Below are 16,650 nucleotides of genomic sequence, written 5' to 3' on the forward strand. Positions count from 1 at the left end.
TTCGTCCTGAGCCAGGATCAAACTCTCCAATAAAGAGTAAGATTAGCTCGAAAATAAAAATTAAAACGTTGACGTTTTTGTTCGTTCAGTTTTCAAAGAGCAATTCCGCTTGTCGCTTAAGGCGACTTTTTAATATTAACAGATTCAACAAGTTGAGTCAACAACTTTTTTTAAAATCTTTTTTGTTAAAGCTGCTTGTTTTGCAGCAACAGATATTAATATATCATCATCTCCATTATGTTGCAACTAGTTTTTTAATGTTTTTTTACGCCAAAAGCAAAGAAAAAATATTCTAATTACTTCTGAGTAATTAAAAAAGGTAAAGCGCAATAAACAACGCTTTACCCTTTTTAATATGACATTATTAGCGATGACGCATTAACGGGAATAATAGTACATCTCTAATAGAAGGAGAATTTGTTAATAGCATAACAAGTCGGTCAATACCGATACCCAGACCACCTGTTGGAGGCATTCCATATTCAAGCGCCTCAATAAAGTCGTCATCCATCATATGAGCTTCATCATTACCTTGTTCACGTTCTTTTAGCTGTGCCTCAAAACGTTCCCTTTGATCGATAGGATCGTTTAATTCCGTAAACGCATTGGCATGTTCACGAGCGACGATGAATAACTCGAAGCGATCTGTAAAGCGCGGGTCTTCATCATTCTTTTTCGCAAGCGGAGAAATTTCTACTGGATGTCCGAAGATAAATGTCGGCTGGATTAATTTGTCTTCTACTTTTTGCTCAAAGAATTCATTTACAATATGGCCATAAAGCATATGATCATTTATCTCAACCCCATGCTCTTTGGCTAATATCTGCGCTTCTTCCTTGCTTGTTTCTTTCCAGAAGTCTACACCTGTATATTCTTTAATAGCATCAACCATGTGAAGCCTTTTCCATTCAGGTTTCAAATCTATTTCATACTCTCCATATTGTACAGATGTTGTTCCTAATACATCCTGTGCAATATGCGCAACTAGGTTTTCTGTTAAACTCATGATATCTCGGTAATCAGCATATGCTTCATATAACTCAATCATTGTAAATTCCGGGTTATGTCTCGTTGATACCCCTTCATTACGGAATACACGGCCAATTTCATAAACTTTCTCAAGTCCGCCAACGATTAAACGTTTCAAATGAAGCTCAATGGCAATACGCATATACAGTTCCATATCAAGCGCATTATGGTGCGTAACAAATGGACGTGCAGAAGCTCCACCTGCAATTGAATGCATCATTGGCGTTTCAACCTCTAAATAACCATGGTCATCAAGATACCGACGCATAGATCGGATAATACGGCTTCTCATGACAAAGGTTGCTTTGCTATCCTGACTCATAATTAAATCTAAGTAACGTTGACGGTAACGCTGCTCAACATCCTTCAAACCATGGAACTTTTCAGGAAGCGGACGCAATGCTTTCGTTAATAGGTTAAAATCCTTAACCTTTATTGAAAGTTCGCCTACTTGTGTTTTAAAAAGAGTTCCTGACACACCTACAATATCACCAATATCTGCGGAATCAAATATTTCATATTTTTCATCGCCTACTGCATCTTTTCGTACGTAAATCTGGATTTGGCCCGCTAAGTCTTGTAAATGAGCAAAACCAGCTTTCCCTTTGCCACGCTTCGTCATAATACGACCAGCAAGTGTTACCGTTACATCTTTTTCCTCAAGTTCTTCTTTTTCCAACTCACTATAGTGCTCGATAAGTTCCTTCGTTTGATGAGAACGGTCGAATCTTTTCCCAAAAGGATCTAATCCTTTTTCGCGTAAACTGCTCATTTTTTCCCGTCTAACCCTCAATTGATCATTTAACTCTTCGTGACTCTGACTCACTGATATCATCTCCAATTTGTAACTCTTTTTTATGTAAAAAGAAATACTGCAACAGTTTAATAACTCGCTATACCTATATTATTTTACACAATGCAGCAAAAACAGACATCATATATGTTTTTAAATAGAATAAAAACTGCCAGCAAGTCACTGGCAGTTCATCAAAAATATTATAGATAAAGAAATATTCGATGTCAAACCTTATCCCCGTTTAAACAGCCTGTGTTTCACTTTGCTCTTTTGACTCAACGTCGATAACAAGCGCGGTCAATATAGTTACAAGCTCTTCTCTTGTCGTACATTCATTGATTGCATTACGAACCATCGCGTTGCCGCGGATTCCCTTCAAGTACCACGCTCCATGCTTACGCATTTCACGCACCGCTATGTTCTCATTTTTCAATGCAATTAGGCGGTCTAAATGAAGGATGCAGACGTCAATCTTTTCACGAACAGACGGTTCTTCCATTAATTCGCCTGTTTCAAGGTATTTCACAGTACGATAAAGCATCCACGGGTTACCTAGTGCGGCGCGACCTATCATTACTCCGTCACACCCAGTTTCGTCAAGCATGCGTTTAGCATCCTGTGGCGTCTCAACATCCCCATTTCCAATTAACGGAATGTTGATATTTTGTTTAACTTCACGAATGATATCCCAATTCGCTTTTCCCTCATACAGTTGCACTCTTGTACGTCCGTGTAAAGAAACAGCTTTACCTCCTGCCCGTTCCACGGCTTGGGCGTTTCGGACAGCATAAATATGGTCTTCATCCCAGCCCATACGCATTTTTACGGTTACCGGTTTCTCTACCGCGGCAGTTACAGCCGAAACCATTTCATATATTTTATTTGGGTCAAGAAGCCATTTTGCACCTGCATCACATTTCGTGATTTTCGGAACAGGGCATCCCATATTGATATCGATAATATCAGCGTTTGTATTTTTATCAACGAATTTAGCCGCTTCGACTAAAGTCTCTTTTTCTCCGCCAAAAATTTGCAGGCTTAACGGTTTTTCTCTTTCATCAATATATAGCATATTCATTGTCTTTTTATTTTGGATTACGATTCCTTTGTCACTTACCATTTCAGCACAAACTAGACCCGCGCCAAATTCTTTGACAGTAAGACGGAACGCTGAATTACATACTCCGGCCATAGGTGCTAGGACAACCCGGTTTTTCAATTCGATATCGCTAATTTTGAACATAAACGAGCCTCCTTTTTCTACCGACATCTCTATTACTTATTTTCCACCGGTGGTGTTAAATCTTCAACGGTAATATTTAGCAGGCGGGCAACCCGCTCGACAAAGTCAGAACCTGGCATCCTGTTTCCTCTTTCAACTTCTCCTAGGATGGAAACCGATACACCAAGCTCCTTTGCAAAACTTTCCTGTGTATAGCCTTTTAATTTACGAAAAGCGCGAATACGTCTTCCCCATTTTTCTGCTTCCATATTCGTACTCCTTTTCTATCAGGTATGTCCCCTAATACAGCTTGTAGAGAAACCTCCATCGTCGGAAGCTTGATGCAAGATTGAATCTCTAATAGAGGAATAACTACGAAGGCTCTTTCCTGCATCCGAGGATGAGGAACGATTAGTTTATCTGTTTCAATATTTTCTTGATTATACAACAAAATGTCAAGGTCTATCGTTCGCGGGCCCCACCTAATATCCCTTTTTCTCCCTAGATTCTTTTCAATCTCATGACAAGTATCTAGGAGGGCAATCGGCTCTAATGTTGTTTCCACTTGAATGACCATATTTAAAAATTGCTCCTGATTTTCATAGCCGACGGGATCTGTTTCATAGATAGATGAAGTATTTATCACCTTAATTTCAGGCGACGCCTCTAAATTTTCAATAGCTTCCTTTAAATTTTCGTTACGATCTCCTATGTTAGAACCTAAAGAAAGATAAGCTTCATTTACCATATTCATCTACCCCTTGTAATCTCAACGGCAACCGATTCGTAATGACCTGGAATAGGCGGATCGGGTTTGACCACCTTCACAGTTACAAGGTCGACTGCCTTGAAACGATCTAATATTTCCCCCGCAATTTTTTCAGCCACCGCTTCTATTAGTTTGAAAGGCTTACCTTCCACCACATCTTTGCAAACTTGAAAAAGATCACCGTAATTAATAGAGTGTTCCAGATTATCGGTTTCTCCCGCCTCTTTCAGATCAGCATCTACTGTCAAATCAATTAGAAAACGCTGCCCAAGACGGGTCTCCTCTGGAAATACACCGTGGTAACCATAAAAAGCCATTTGATTGACCATTATCTTATCCAACTGAATCACCCTTTCCCATCAAGGCATCCATCATCTTCGCCATTCGATTCATTTCTTTTACATCATGGATACGGATGATCTGGCAACCTTTCTGAATTCCGAAACAAACCGTTGCACCCGTGCCTTCCAAACGCTCATCGACTGGCAAATCAAGTGTTTTCCCGATAAAGGTTTTTCGGGATGTCCCTAGCAAAACCGGATAGCCGATAGAAACGAGCTTGTCCAAGTCTCTCATCATTTCAAGATTTTCGGACAGATCCTTTGCAAAGCCAATTCCCGGGTCTAAAATGATATTTTCATCCTTAACCCCTGCTTTTTTCACACGCAAGATACTTTCATACAAATCACTCATTACATCTCGAAAAAAAACAGTATAATCTCGATTTTGACGATTATGCATTAAGATAATTGGAACTTGGAGATCAGCAGCAACTGCTGCCATTTCTGGATCAGCCTTCGCACCCCAGATGTCATTAATGATATGGGCACCTGCTTTAATCGCTTGCCTTGCCACTTCCGCCTTATACGTATCGATCGAGATTGGTACTCTTACTTCTTTTGAAATTGCCTGAATAACTGGGATGACCCTCTCTAATTCTTCATCCACTGATACAGGGGCATGTCCAGGGCGTGTCGATTCTCCGCCAATATCGATAATATCAGCTCCGTCGTTGACCAAAGTTAATGCACGTTCCACAGCCTGGTCAAGGTGATTAAATTTCCCGCCATCTGAAAAAGAATCAGGAGTCGTGTTTAAAATCCCCATTATAAGTGTTTTTTTTCCATAATCCAGAGTATAAGGACTGCACTGAATCATACTCGACATAATATAACCTCCTAAAGCTCTTCTCTGCTCCATAGTGATTCGCAGTATTCCTCATATTGCGACTGAAGTTCAATCACTTTATTTCCCGTAATCCCCGGCATCCGCCGCCCATCAAACGAGGAAATCGGAACAATCTCTTGAATTGAATTCGTGACAAAGGTTTCGTCAGCTCCGAATACTTTGTCTGGAGTAAAAAAGCCTTCTTCTACAGCCATTCCATTTTTCTCCGCTAATTTTATGATAAACTGCCTTGTGATGCCATTTAGTATCCCCGTCTCTATTGAAGGCGTGTACAAAACATGATTCTTTATCCAAAATAAGTTCGATACAACACCTTCTGCCAAAAAGCCGCCATCGGTTAAAAAGATTCCCTCGCGATTAAGGTCGGCTCCCACTTCTCTCTTCGCCAGAATATTATTCAGAAAGTGATGCGACTTTAATCGCTCTGTCCCTTCTGGTGTATTACGATTCAATTTTAGAACAACTGCTTGTTTTTCCTGCATGCTGCTTCTTGAAGGAAGCGGCTTCGAAAAGATAATCAAGTTCGGTTGTGAATACGGTGTTGTTTGCAGTCCGATCTCTCCATTACCCGCAGAAACGTTCAGCCGGATATAAGCATTTGAAAAATGATTTTTCTCAAGCAGCATGTGAAGAGCTTCTAATATTTGATCTCTTGTATATTGAACTTCAATGTTCAACACCCTTAAGCTGTTATTCAGGCGCTCTAGGTGGTCGTCCAGCAAAAAGGGATGACCATTATAGACTCTAAAGGTCTCGAACAAGCCCATTCCATAAAGAAAACCATGGTCAAATGGAGAAATAACTGCCTCTTCTTTCCTAACAATATTGCCATTCATATATAAATACACGGTCTATTACTCCTTCGTTTCTAAAGAGGGTTCATAATAGTTTAGGAAGTTTTTAAGTAATTCCTTGCCTGCTGTTGTCATGATCGATTCGGGATGGAATTGAACTCCCTCAACAGGCAGCTCCTTATGGCGAATGGCCATAATCTCTCCTTCAGCAGTCCAGGCAGACACTTCTAAACACGAAGGTAAAGTTTCCTTTTTGACGATTAAAGAATGATATCTTGTTGCCGGAAATGGGTTAGGCAAACCTTGAAAAATGGTTTTTCCATCATGATGTATGTCTGATGTTTTTCCGTGCATTAATCTCTCTGCCTGAATCACTTCTCCACCAAAGACCTGGGCCATCGATTGTTGCCCAAGGCAAACCCCGAAGATAGGTATTTTACCAGCAAAAGCATCAATTGCTTCAAGGCTAATTCCTGCTTCATTCGGGGTGCAAGGACCAGGGGAAATCATCAAAAACTTAGGGTTTAAGCGGCTAATTTCCTCAATAGTAATCTCATCGTTTCTTTTTACAATTAATTCTTCACCCAGCTCTCCAAGATATTGAACAAGGTTATAAGTAAAGGAATCATAATTATCGATCATCAATATCAAGCTTGCCACCCCTTTTCCTGTTCAGCCATCTCTTTTGCTTTCCATAAAGCAAATGCTTTTTTTAATGACTCTTTATATTCATTCTCTGGATTTGAATCAATGACTACTCCAGCACCTGCTTGGACATGTGCTTTCCCGTCTTTCACAAGCATTGTCCGAATAATAATATTCAGCTCCAAATCGCCGCTAAAATTAATCCAGCCTAGTGAACCAGTATACGGCCCCCTTGTGACAGGTTCAAGCTCCTCAATAATTTCCATCGTCCTTACTTTTGGAGCACCAGTAATCGTCCCACCTGGGAATACGGCGTCAATTAAGTCAAATCCGTCTTTGTCCTTTGCAAGTTCCCCTCTGACATTTGAGACAATATGCATGACATGTGAGTATTTTTCAATTACCATGAATTCATTGACTTCAACTGACCCATATTCGCAAACACGCCCCAGGTCATTTCTCTCTAAATCGACAAGCATCACGTGCTCAGCACGTTCTTTTTCATTTTCGATTAGTTCGTTTGCAAGCTGGACATCCTCCGCTTGGTCCTTTCCACGCGAACGAGTTCCAGCAATCGGGCGGGTGCTTACTTCATTGCCCTTTTTCTTAATCAATAGCTCAGGTGATCCGCTTACAAGCTGATATTCTGGCGTGTGAAAATAGCCCATATATGGGGATGGGTTTAATACCCTCAACTGTTCATAAACGTCCATTGCCTTGACATGGATAGGCTGGCTTTGACGTACTGATAAGTTAACCTGGAAAACATCCCCCTGTGAAATATAGTGCTGAACAGTTTCAACAGCGTTCATAAACGCTTCTTGATCCATAGAAACTTCCAACTGGTTATCTGTCGTGTATGTTTTTTTCAGATCAGGAGCAGGATATTCCTCAAGCCAACGTTTTTCCCAGTACTCTGTACTTTTTTCAATTGTATGCTTGTCCGCATTTTCATCGATAAGAAACATAAGCCATAAAATTTCATTTTCATGATCAAATACAAACCATTCTTTAAAGACAAGAAAGTGGATATCCGGAATGCGAAGATCATCCTGTGCTATGTTTGGAAGTCGCTCAATATAGCGGCCATAATCATAGCTGATTAATCCAATGGCCCCTCCTTGGAAATCAGGAAGCTCATCAAGCTTTTCAACCTCATACTGGCGAAGCCATTCTTTTAATAAATGAAGCGGATTTCCTTCAATTATTTGCTTTCCTTCAGCTTGAATAATTTCCAATCTCGAATTCTTTCCAACGAGTACGGTTTCAGGGTCAAAAGCCGCAATGCTGTAACGTCCGCCTCGCCCACTTTCCAATAAAACATGATGTTGTTTTCCCTCTGATATATGGCGGTATTGCTTGAAAAAGAAGCTATAAGAAAAAGGAATCTTTTTAGCATGTATTTTAAGTTTCTCCACTGAAAGGTCACCCCTATTTTTTTCTCTTTTTTCATCATACATGAAGATTGCCCAGCTTTCATTTTTTTAATAGAAAAAAAAACGCAATAGCCCGTAAACAGGCTATTGCTTATTATTACTCTGTTTCAAACTGGTACAAAGGTGTACTTAAATAACGTTCCCCGTTACTAGGGATAACCGCGAGAACCTTCTTCCCTTTACCAAGTTCCTTTGCTACTTGCAATGCAGCAAATATAGCTGCCCCTGAGGAAATTCCTCCAAGGATTCCTTCTTCTTTTGCCGCGCGGCGGGCATATTCAAATGCCGCGTCATTCGTTACCTTGATGACCTCGTCATAGATATTTGTATTAAGAATCTCCGGAATAAAACCAGCACCGATCCCTTGAATTTTATGCGGGCCCGGCTTGCCGCCTGAAAGGACTGGTGAATCTGTCGGCTCTACTGCATAAATTTTTATATTGTCATATTTTTCGCGAAGAACTTCGCCTGCTCCCGTAATCGTTCCACCCGTACCGATGCCTGATATAAACGCATCAAGTTGTTCGCCCATTTGTTCTGTAATCTCTTTTCCAGTTGTGGCGCGATGAATTTCTGGATTGGAAAGGTTTTTAAATTGCTGTGGCATGAAATAGCCGTTTTCGTTCGCTAACTCCTCAGCTTTGCGGATGGCTCCACCCATTCCATCAGGACCAGGTGTCAAAACAAGATCGGCCCCATAAGCACGCAACAGATTGCGACGTTCCATACTCATCGTTTCCGGCATAACAAGAATCGTTTTGTATCCTTTCGCGGCAGCAATCATCGCAAGACCGATTCCAGTGTTCCCACTTGTCGGCTCAATGATTGTATCACCCTGTTTCAAGTCTCCTGTTCTTTCTGCCGCTTCAATCATCGCGAGCGCAATTCGGTCTTTCACACTACTCCCGGGATTCATATATTCTAGCTTTAAATATACTTCTGCACTGTTTTCCTCAACGATGCGATTAAGTTTCACAATTGGTGTCTGGCCTACTAGATCTGCAATCGAATTCGCTACACGTACCATGTGACCCACCTCTTATTCCGAGTATTTTTGTTGGTTTAATTAAAATCTAACAATTTCAGCCTTTAATGTCAATCGTTTTCTAGGAAAAAAGATCCCTTTTTAAAAGTCATCCTTTTGCTCAATCTTTCTTTAACCTTCTCTTTTCCCTAACATACGCACGAAGAAGGTTAAACTTTCATCTTTTTACTGTCATAGGTTCAAAAAAAACACGGAAGGATCCGTGTTTCTTTATCTTATCTATTTTTCTTCTATTTCTCCGTAGAACCATTTAACGTCGGTTTCATTCCAAAGGGGCTTCGCCGAAACAGGTGTGTCCATTTGTTCCAATGCAATTTGCCTCCGGATCTGGTCCTTAACTTCTTTATATGAATATTTTTTGCCTTCTACATGCTCATGGACCATTACGATTGCATACCCGTCCGCAAACTTAATAGCGTTACTCCATTTACCTGGTTTTAGTCTCTTGATATTTTTTATGATTTCCTGAGAATAATGTTCGCTGTCCTCGCTAACATATCCGGCATCCCCGCCCTGATTAGCTGTAAAACCATCAATTGACCGTTCCATAGCCAACACAGCAAAGTTAGAACCTTGTTCTAGTTCCTTCAATGTTTGCTCAGCTTCTTCTTTTGTTTTGACGAAAATCTGAGAGACATGATATGCATCCTTCAAGTGAAATTGCTCGCTATTTTGTTGATAATAGCTTTTCATTTCTTTTTCCGAAACGTGAACATCCCTCGTTAGGAGCTCTTCAAGCATAAGACTATTTCTAATTTGCTGCAGCCACTTTCCTTCATCAGATGATTGATATCCGCCGGATGCCCCGTACATCGTTTTAATCATTTTCAATTCGCGTTCAACAGCTTTATTTGAAATTTTCACGCCATTTTTTTCACCAGCTGTTTCGATGACTTTTTGGTCAATTAGTTCGGTTAATATTTCTTTTCCGTATCTTGATTCCATCTCATTCAGCCAATCCTGCCGCGTGATCTTTTCTTTCCCAACGGTTGCCACAGCTTCTGAATTTCCTGAACTCCCTTTAGCTAGAAAAAAAGCAACAGTTAGGCAATTCAGCACGATTAATCCGGCTATTACTAGCTTAAGTCTCTCTCTCTTCAACAGTTCCTCCCCCATACAAAACTCATATGGCGTACTAACGCCACCATTTAAATAAATAGGCCCTTTTAGTATATATTGTTTTAAGCCTTGATAGTTTGCCTGTTGATTTCCGCTACAGGCACTTGCTATCCGCGGGGAGGGACGGGAGCCTTCTCGGCGTTACCACCTGTGGGGTCTCTCGCTTCCCTCTATTGCCTGCATTACTTAGCTTCTTGTTTTAATTCCTCTAATTTTTCTCTTGAAAAATGGTAAATTTCATTACAGAAATGACACTGGGCCTCAGCACTCCCCTCGGTGTCGATCATATCCTGGATCTCTTCTGTGCCAAGACTGATGATCGCATCCGCAAATCTTTCTTCCGAGCATGTGCATGTAAAGGCAACCGGCAGCTTCTCAAGGATTTTCACATTTTCTTTTCCCAATAATTCGATTAAAAGTTCTTCCGGTGTTAAGCCGCGTTGAATCAATTTCGACACAGGCGGGATTTCCTTCAATCTATTTTCGATTTTCGTAATGGTCCCTTCATCTGCCCCTGGAAGCAATTGCAAAATAAATCCTCCCGCCGCGAGGATCGAATTATCTGGATTCACAAGCACGCCTACTCCGACAGAAGATGGCGTTTGTTCAGAGGAAACTAAATAATAAGTGAAGTCCTCTCCTAATTCACCTGACACGATCGGAACCTGTCCCGTGAAGTAATCTCTCATGCCAATATCCTTAACAACGGATAATGTACCTGTTGTTCCCACCGCGCGGCGGACATCAAGCTTGCCATGTTCATTTAAATCGAAATGGATCTGCGGGTTTGTCACATAACCCCTGACTTCACCCTTTGCATTGCTATCCACCAAGATCGCACCGATGGGACCTCCACCCTCAATTTTTATCGTTAATTTTTCCTCACCTTTTAACATAGCACCCATCATCACACCTGCTGAAATCGATCTACCTAATGCAGCTGATGCGGTCGGCCATGTCAGATGGCGAGCTTGGGCCTCCCCAACCGTATCTGTTGTACGGACAGCATAAGCACGGACTTGACCGTTATAGGCAAGTGCTTTCACTAAATAATCACTCATTTGTAAACCCCTTTCGATAAATCACTTCGTTGATGATCCGTTATTTTAATGTTTCCATATTTCGCTTATAAATAAGCTGCAAGCCTTTTAAAGTTAAAAATGGGTCAACAATGTCAATGATTGTTGATTCCTTCGCAATTAAACTGGCTAAACCACCGGTCGCAATGACGGTCGGATTCTCCTTAGCCCGCGCTTTCATTCTCTTAACAATTCCCTCTACCTGTCCTACATAGCCATAAAGAATCCCTGCCTGCATTGCAGCTACCGTATTCTTGCCGATTATATCGTCAGGACGTACAATTTCGATTCTTGGCAGTTTGGCAGCTTTGGAGTAAAGGGCTTCCGTCGAAATGCCAATACCCGGGGCAATCGCTCCCCCCATATATTGTTTATTTTCATTTATATAGCAATAAGTAGTTGCTGTACCAAAATCTACGATTATCAGCGGGCTGCCATAATCATGAATCGCAGCGATCGCATTTACGATACGGTCTGCACCAACTTCACGTGGATTTTCATATTTAATGTTCAAACCAGTTTTCATTCCAGGGCCAACGACGAGTGGTTTTAGTTGAAAATACTTTTCACACATTCTTTCAAGTGCCGTCATGATCGGTGGAACAACAGAGGAGATAATGATTCCATCTATATTAGCAAACGTGAGATTCACGTGTTCAAATAGAGATTTTATCATCATGCCATACTCATCTTCTGTTCGATTGCGGTTGGTTTCAATTCTCCAATGATGCTTAAGTTTATCGCCGTCATACACACCTAACACCATATTTGTATTTCCAATATCAAAAACAAAAATCAATATTCTCACCACTTTATGATTAATTTCGTTTTAAACAAAGGCTATTTTCGCATATATTGTTATTTTAGCCTTCTAAGTTTGCCCGTTGATTTCCGCTGCGGGCACTTGCTTTCCGTGGGGAGTGACGGGAGCCTCCTCGGCGTTACCGCCTGTGGGGTCTCCCGTTCCCTCTATTCCCACAGGAGTCAAGTGCCCTCCGCTCCAATCAACTCAGATTATTAAATAAAAATCATATTATAAAAGCAACAGACTTTATGAAAACAGCCTAAACGAATAATATTATAGCTGTTATCGCTATCATTCTGACTTATTCGAGTGAAGTGATATCCTAAAGAAAAGCTATACTTTTCATGCTTTTTTCTCTGAAAATATCATATCATAACTCATATCAAATCACGTAATCAAAAATGCCTAAGATCTTATTTGAAGGATAGCCGGTTAATCTCAGAAGAGTGTAATAATTAGCCATCTTACTTAGACCTTATTAGCACGAATTTCCAATAAAAAAAGCGCTCAAACCGAGCGCTTTTTTTACTCTTTTCGATTTTATTTATTATCCTCGTCCGCAGAAGCTGAATCATCTCCGATTTCGGAGGGTTTAGCTGTCTCAGCTTGATCATCTTTTTTGATGTTAATATTCACTTTCACATCATCAGAAGAGTCACTTTTTATTACAGGACGGTCAGGCAATTTGCCGTGATCGAATAAATGTTTGATTTGATCTGCATCAAGTGTTTCAACTTCAAGAAGCGTATTGGCAATGAGATCAAGTTTATCACGATTTTCTGTAAGAACTTTTCTTGCCTTTTCGTAACATTCTTTGATAATGCGTTGAATTTCCTGATCTATCTCATACGCAATCGCATCAGAATAGTTCTGATCATTATTGAAATCCCTTCCCAAGAAAACTTGGCCGCCTTGCGATTGACCAAATTGCAGTGGGCCGAGTTTATCACTCATTCCAAATTCAGTAACCATCCTGCGTGCGATCCCGGTAGCACGCTGAAAGTCGTTATGCGCACCGGTACTTACTTCACCGAAGGCAATCTCCTCAGCTACACGACCGCCGAGCAAACCAACAATTTTATCGAGAAGCTCCGGCTTTGTCATAAAGAAACGATCTTCTTTAGGAAGCATAACTGCATATCCACCAGCTTGCCCACGAGGTACGATTGTCACTTTATGAACCATTTCTGCTTCCTCAAGGACTACACCAATAACTGTATGGCCAGCTTCATGAAAGGCAACAATGTTTCTTTCCTTTTTAGAAATAACACGGCTTTTCTTAGCCGGACCGGCAATAACGCGATCCGTTGCTTCGTCAATATCAGACATATCTATTTTTTTCTTGTCTCGGCGGGCGGCTACAAGAGCTGCCTCATTCAATAAGTTTTCTAAATCAGCACCAGAGAAGCCGGGTGTACGCTGGGCGATACTCTTCAAGTTAACTGTATCATCTAAAGGCTTATTGCGAGCATGTACTTTCAGAACAGCTTCACGGCCAATTACATCAGGGCGGTCTACTGTAATTTGTCGGTCAAATCGTCCCGGACGCAATAATGCCGGGTCTAGAATATCTGGTCGGTTCGTGGCGGCAACGATGATAATCCCTTCGTTCGCTCCGAATCCGTCCATTTCAACAAGTAACTGGTTAAGAGTTTGTTCACGCTCATCATGTCCGCCCCCTAAACCTGCCCCACGCTGACGTCCAACTGCATCAATTTCATCGATAAAAATGATACATGGTGCATTTTTCTTTGCATTTTCAAATAGGTCACGAACACGCGAAGCACCGACACCCACAAACATTTCAACGAAATCCGAACCGCTAATGGAGAAGAATGGTACGCCAGCCTCACCAGCAGCTGCTCGCGCAAGTAATGTTTTCCCAGTACCAGGAGGGCCAACAAGGAGAACTCCTTTTGGAATTCTTGCACCTAATTCAGAGAATTTCCTAGGATCTTTCAGGAATTCAACTACTTCGACAAGCTCTTGCTTTTCCTCATCGGCGCCCGCTACGTCTTTAAAGCGGACTTTCTTTTTACTATCGTCATAAAGCTTTGCTTTACTTTTGCCAAAATTCATCACACGGCTTCCACCGCCCTGTGCTTGATTCAGCAAGAAGAAGAATAAAATAAAGATAATAATAAACGGAATGATTGAAGTAAAGAATGTAACCCAGCCGCTCGTTTCTTTCGCTGGCTGAATTTTCACCTCAGAATTTTTAGTTAGCGCGAGTGCATCGATACGCTCAAGAATTTTATCGTTATTCACGATATAAGTAAGGAATTTCTTGCCGTCTTCACGCCCTTCAAGCTGGCCTTGTACTTCAAAGACGCCTCTTTCAGGCTGCAAAGAAATGGATTTAATTTCTCCACTTTCCAAATAGCTAACAAATTTATCATAAGAGATTTGTTCTGTCGGTTCATTGTTGCCGTTAAAGAAGCTGACAACACCGATTATTACTAAAAATATCAATAAATAAAAGATGGTATTCCGGAAGATCCGATTCATCCCCTACCTCCTCCCACGGTAAATAAACTATATTGTATAGTATCATAGAAAATCATGCCAATTCAAGGATTTATACTTTTCAAAACATAGGCCGTTCATTCAAAAATAAAAGGCCATTCCTGGATATTCTCTTTTAAATTATTCTCTTAATTGTTATTACTGTATACCTCTGGTTTAAGAATACCAATGTATGGAAGGTTTCGATATTTTTCAGCATAGTCAAGGCCATAGCCAACAACGAACTCATCTGGGACAATAAAGCCTACATAATCCGCTGCGATATCAGCTTTCCTTCCAGCCGGTTTATCAAGCAAAGTAACAATTTTAATGGACTTTGCTTTTCGATAACGGAATAACTCCACTAAATAGCTTAATGTTAACCCACTATCAATAATATCTTCAATGATTAAGATATCTCTGCCTTCTACAGAAGTATCAAGGTCCTTCACAATTTTAACCTCTCCTGAAGAAACAGTGGTACGGCCATAACTGGAAACATCCATGAAATCCATTTCAAGATGTGTATCAATCCGTTTAATAAGATCGCTCATAAACGGCATTGCTCCTTTTAGTACCCCGATTACTAAAGGAAAACGATCCTGATACTCTTCTGTCAGCATAGCTGCAAGAGCCCTTGTTTTTTCCTGGATTTCTTCTTCCGAAATTAATATCTTTTCAATATCGTTTTTCATTTTAAGTGTGCCCCCTAGAAGATCATTGCTTTATGTATTTTAAAAGAATATAACTACAATCAGGATGATGCTGTAAAGACCGATGGAACTTTTTCAAACCCGGAACCCATAGGATCTGGTCATTGCAATCCGTTACGATAGGCCAGGCATTTCGATCTTGGACTGGTATTTTTTGATCAATAAAGATATCTTTCACCTTTTTTGTGCCTTGCATTCCTTTCAATGACATACGATCTCCATCTTTTCTTGTTCTAATCACAAGAGGGAACTGGGTATCATTATGATTTAAAAGAATGGTGTTCATTTGATTGATGCCATCGGGACAGTCTGTAAACTCCATAACTATACAGCCGCCATTTGGCAAATCGATTTTTCCGGGTCCATTCATTTCAAAACGATAGGATTGTACACGGTGAAGATGAAAAAGGAACTTACATTTCTTGTAAGACCGTACAATGTGCAAACCGTTTGGAAAATCAAGCGTACCGGATGGATGAGGGCTGCTCATTAATGATATAACTTTTTCAATATGTAAGGCAGATAATGTCGCAGGTCTTTCTTGATAAAGATAGTTTAATATTAGTTGAATCCCCCTTCTTTGTAAAGGCATTGGCATTGCTTGAAAATCCTCAATATTTATAATGATTTCCTCAGCAGTTTTCTTTGTCATTACTTTATTCATTTTTTGGACAGTTAATTCCTGCAAAAAGGCCTCATCACTCTGAATTTCTTCACTAAATCGTTGAAAATGTTCATGAACTTGAGGGTTTTCTTTCTTTAAAAAAGGCATGATTTCCTTCCGAAACCGATTGCGGCTGTATATCCCCTTTTCGTTGCTTGGGTCTCTACGTGGATCTAGTCCATTTTCGCTGCAGTAATTCTCGATTTCATTTCTGTTAACGCATAAAAAAGGACGAATGATTTGTCCCTTGCCGAATGGCCTTAAAAAAGCCATTCCAGCCCTAGCATCCCCGGTACTTCCTCTTGTTAGTCGCATGAGAATCGTTTCTACTTGATCGTCGCCGTGGTGACCTAGGGCAAGATAGTCAAGGTGATGCTTCTTCATTACCTTTTCAAAAAAACTGTATCTGCATTCTCTTGAGGCAATTTGTGCACTTTTCCCCGATTCGGCAATATATTCAGGGACATTCATTCTTGTGATTTCAACAGGAATATTTCTTTCCTCACAAAATTGTTGGACAAATTTAGCTTCCGCGTAAGATTCTTCCCCTCTGAACATATGGTCAACATGTGCGGCAACCATATAAAGGTTGTATACATGTCTTTTGCTCCACAAATAATGAAGCAGAGCTAAAGAATCGGGTCCCCCTGACACGCCAATTAAAAGCTTCATGTTGTTTAATTCTATCCCTTTTCGTTGCAGAAAAGCTTTAACCTTTGCTTCTAACATACGCTTCTTCCTTATCCTAAAAGTGACTTAGCTTGTAACAAAAAGCTATATTCGCATAGTTTGTTGTTTTTGGCTTTAAAAGTTTGCCCGTTGATTTCCGCTGCGGGCACTT

Annotated in this window: 16 protein-coding genes; all 16 read right to left on the reverse strand. The window is 40.6% G+C overall.

Translation table 11 applies throughout. The features are described from left to right. Positions 1 to 364: 364 nt before the first annotated feature. Positions 365 to 1,855: a lysine--tRNA ligase gene (gene lysS / locus BGM26_RS20910; protein WP_367949382.1), complete on the reverse strand. Its 1,491-nt coding sequence runs from the start codon at positions 1,853 to 1,855 to the stop codon at positions 365 to 367. A gap of 211 nt (positions 1,856 to 2,066) precedes the next feature. Next, the gene (gene dusB, locus BGM26_RS20915; RefSeq protein WP_217042227.1) at positions 2,067 to 3,068 is read right to left on the reverse strand and encodes a tRNA dihydrouridine synthase DusB; all 1,002 of its coding nucleotides are present in this window, start codon (positions 3,066 to 3,068) and stop codon (positions 2,067 to 2,069) included. A gap of 32 nt (positions 3,069 to 3,100) precedes the next feature. Continuing rightward, positions 3,101 to 3,316 carry a helix-turn-helix domain-containing protein gene (locus BGM26_RS20920; RefSeq protein ID WP_217042228.1) on the reverse strand — a complete coding sequence of 72 codons (216 nt, stop codon included), beginning with the start codon at positions 3,314 to 3,316 and terminating at the stop codon, positions 3,101 to 3,103. Beyond that, positions 3,268 to 3,795, reverse strand: coding sequence for a 2-amino-4-hydroxy-6-hydroxymethyldihydropteridine diphosphokinase (gene folK, locus BGM26_RS20925; RefSeq protein WP_217042229.1), 528 nt, complete (start codon positions 3,793 to 3,795; stop codon positions 3,268 to 3,270). Before folK ends, BGM26_RS20920 begins: the two co-directional genes overlap by 49 nt. A 2-nt stretch (positions 3,796 to 3,797) precedes the next feature. Further along, positions 3,798 to 4,157: a dihydroneopterin aldolase gene (folB, locus tag BGM26_RS20930; RefSeq protein WP_217042230.1), complete on the reverse strand. Its 360-nt coding sequence runs from the start codon at positions 4,155 to 4,157 to the stop codon at positions 3,798 to 3,800. Beyond that, a complete protein-coding gene (gene folP, locus BGM26_RS20935) occupies positions 4,150 to 4,983 on the reverse strand; it encodes a dihydropteroate synthase (RefSeq protein WP_217042231.1) in 834 nt (277 codons plus the stop codon). The genes folB and folP overlap by 8 nt, the downstream gene beginning before the upstream one ends. Before the next feature lie 11 nt (positions 4,984 to 4,994). Beyond that, positions 4,995 to 5,852 carry an aminodeoxychorismate lyase gene (gene pabC, locus BGM26_RS20940; protein ID WP_217042232.1) on the reverse strand — a complete coding sequence of 286 codons (858 nt, stop codon included), beginning with the start codon at positions 5,850 to 5,852 and terminating at the stop codon, positions 4,995 to 4,997. A 6-nt stretch (positions 5,853 to 5,858) separates the two neighbouring features. Next, positions 5,859 to 6,449 carry an aminodeoxychorismate/anthranilate synthase component II gene (pabA, locus tag BGM26_RS20945; RefSeq protein WP_217042233.1) on the reverse strand — a complete coding sequence of 197 codons (591 nt, stop codon included), beginning with the start codon at positions 6,447 to 6,449 and terminating at the stop codon, positions 5,859 to 5,861. Further along, entirely contained in the window at positions 6,446 to 7,861 is a 1,416-nt protein-coding gene (pabB, locus tag BGM26_RS20950; protein ID WP_367949383.1) for an aminodeoxychorismate synthase, component I, read from the reverse strand. The genes pabA and pabB overlap by 4 nt, the downstream gene beginning before the upstream one ends. 115 nt (positions 7,862 to 7,976) lie before the next feature. Continuing rightward, positions 7,977 to 8,906, reverse strand: coding sequence for a cysteine synthase A (cysK, locus tag BGM26_RS20955; RefSeq protein WP_217042235.1), 930 nt, complete (start codon positions 8,904 to 8,906; stop codon positions 7,977 to 7,979). A gap of 237 nt (positions 8,907 to 9,143) precedes the next feature. Beyond that, entirely contained in the window at positions 9,144 to 10,025 is an 882-nt protein-coding gene (locus BGM26_RS20960) for a peptidyl-prolyl cis-trans isomerase (RefSeq protein ID WP_217042236.1), read from the reverse strand. A 200-nt stretch (positions 10,026 to 10,225) separates the two neighbouring features. Further along, on the reverse strand, positions 10,226 to 11,104 hold the full coding sequence (gene hslO / locus BGM26_RS20965; RefSeq protein WP_217042237.1) for an Hsp33 family molecular chaperone HslO: 879 nt from the start codon (positions 11,102 to 11,104) through the stop codon (positions 10,226 to 10,228). Between the two features lie 40 nt (positions 11,105 to 11,144). Continuing rightward, on the reverse strand, positions 11,145 to 11,921 hold the full coding sequence (locus tag BGM26_RS20970; protein WP_217042238.1) for a type III pantothenate kinase: 777 nt from the start codon (positions 11,919 to 11,921) through the stop codon (positions 11,145 to 11,147). Between the two features lie 546 nt (positions 11,922 to 12,467). Then, entirely contained in the window at positions 12,468 to 14,435 is a 1,968-nt protein-coding gene (gene ftsH, locus BGM26_RS20975; protein ID WP_217042239.1) for an ATP-dependent zinc metalloprotease FtsH, read from the reverse strand. 146 nt (positions 14,436 to 14,581) lie between these two features. Then, positions 14,582 to 15,127 carry a hypoxanthine phosphoribosyltransferase gene (gene hpt, locus BGM26_RS20980; protein ID WP_217042240.1) on the reverse strand — a complete coding sequence of 182 codons (546 nt, stop codon included), beginning with the start codon at positions 15,125 to 15,127 and terminating at the stop codon, positions 14,582 to 14,584. A 22-nt stretch (positions 15,128 to 15,149) separates the two neighbouring features. Continuing rightward, positions 15,150 to 16,538, reverse strand: a complete 1,389-nt coding sequence (gene tilS, locus BGM26_RS20985; protein WP_217042241.1) for a tRNA lysidine(34) synthetase TilS — start codon at positions 16,536 to 16,538, stop codon at positions 15,150 to 15,152. Positions 16,539 to 16,650 lie beyond the last annotated feature (112 nt).

This window comes from Bacillus sp. FJAT-29790 (assembly GCF_019039215.1).
Taxonomy (GTDB): Bacteria; Bacillota; Bacilli; order Bacillales; family Cytobacillaceae; genus Cytobacillus.